This window comes from Mesorhizobium sp. M4A.F.Ca.ET.020.02.1.1, from assembly GCF_004022645.1.
Taxonomy (GTDB): Bacteria; Pseudomonadota; Alphaproteobacteria; order Rhizobiales; family Rhizobiaceae; genus Mesorhizobium.
This window is the reverse complement of sequence record NZ_RZOI01001406.1, coordinates 1-435: the sequence shown is the minus strand read 5'-3', so window position 1 is coordinate 435 and position 435 is coordinate 1. Positions and strand designations below refer to the sequence as shown.

The window sequence follows — 435 nt, the reverse complement described above, 5'->3', positions numbered from 1 at the left end:
GCGGCGACCTTCACGTATCCGACCGGCGCCAAGGAAGCGATCGAGATGTCGAAGAAGATCCTGCTCGACTGCGCGACCTCGGTGGAGCCGACGGTGACGGTGGAGACCACGGCAATCACCGCCGAGAACGCCAAGCAGCTGATGGGCAAATAGGCAGGGCGCTAGCTTCGATGGTAGTAAGGCAAGGCCCCGCAAGGGGCCTTGTTTTCGTCACGAAATGCCCAGTTCCGCCTCTTCCGCATTCGGATCGCCCGGCGCCGTCGCCCAGGCGAGCTCGACCAGCGTCACCGTGCGCCGGCCGGTGCCGTCGAGCTGGCAGACGATCAGGCCCTGCTCCTCGATATAGGTGAGCAGGCGGCGCGCGCGGCGCAGCGAGTGCGAGCCATAGGCGCGCGCGATCGCCGCGTCGCTCGGGCACGGCCGGCCCTCCTTGGC

At 67.8% G+C, this 435-nt stretch carries 1 pseudogene; it reads right to left on the bottom strand.

Features of this window, described 5'->3' with window-relative positions:
- Positions 1-210 precede the first annotated feature (210 nt).
- A pseudogene (locus EN742_RS37400) lies at positions 211-435 on the bottom strand (ATP-binding protein); the annotation flags it as partial.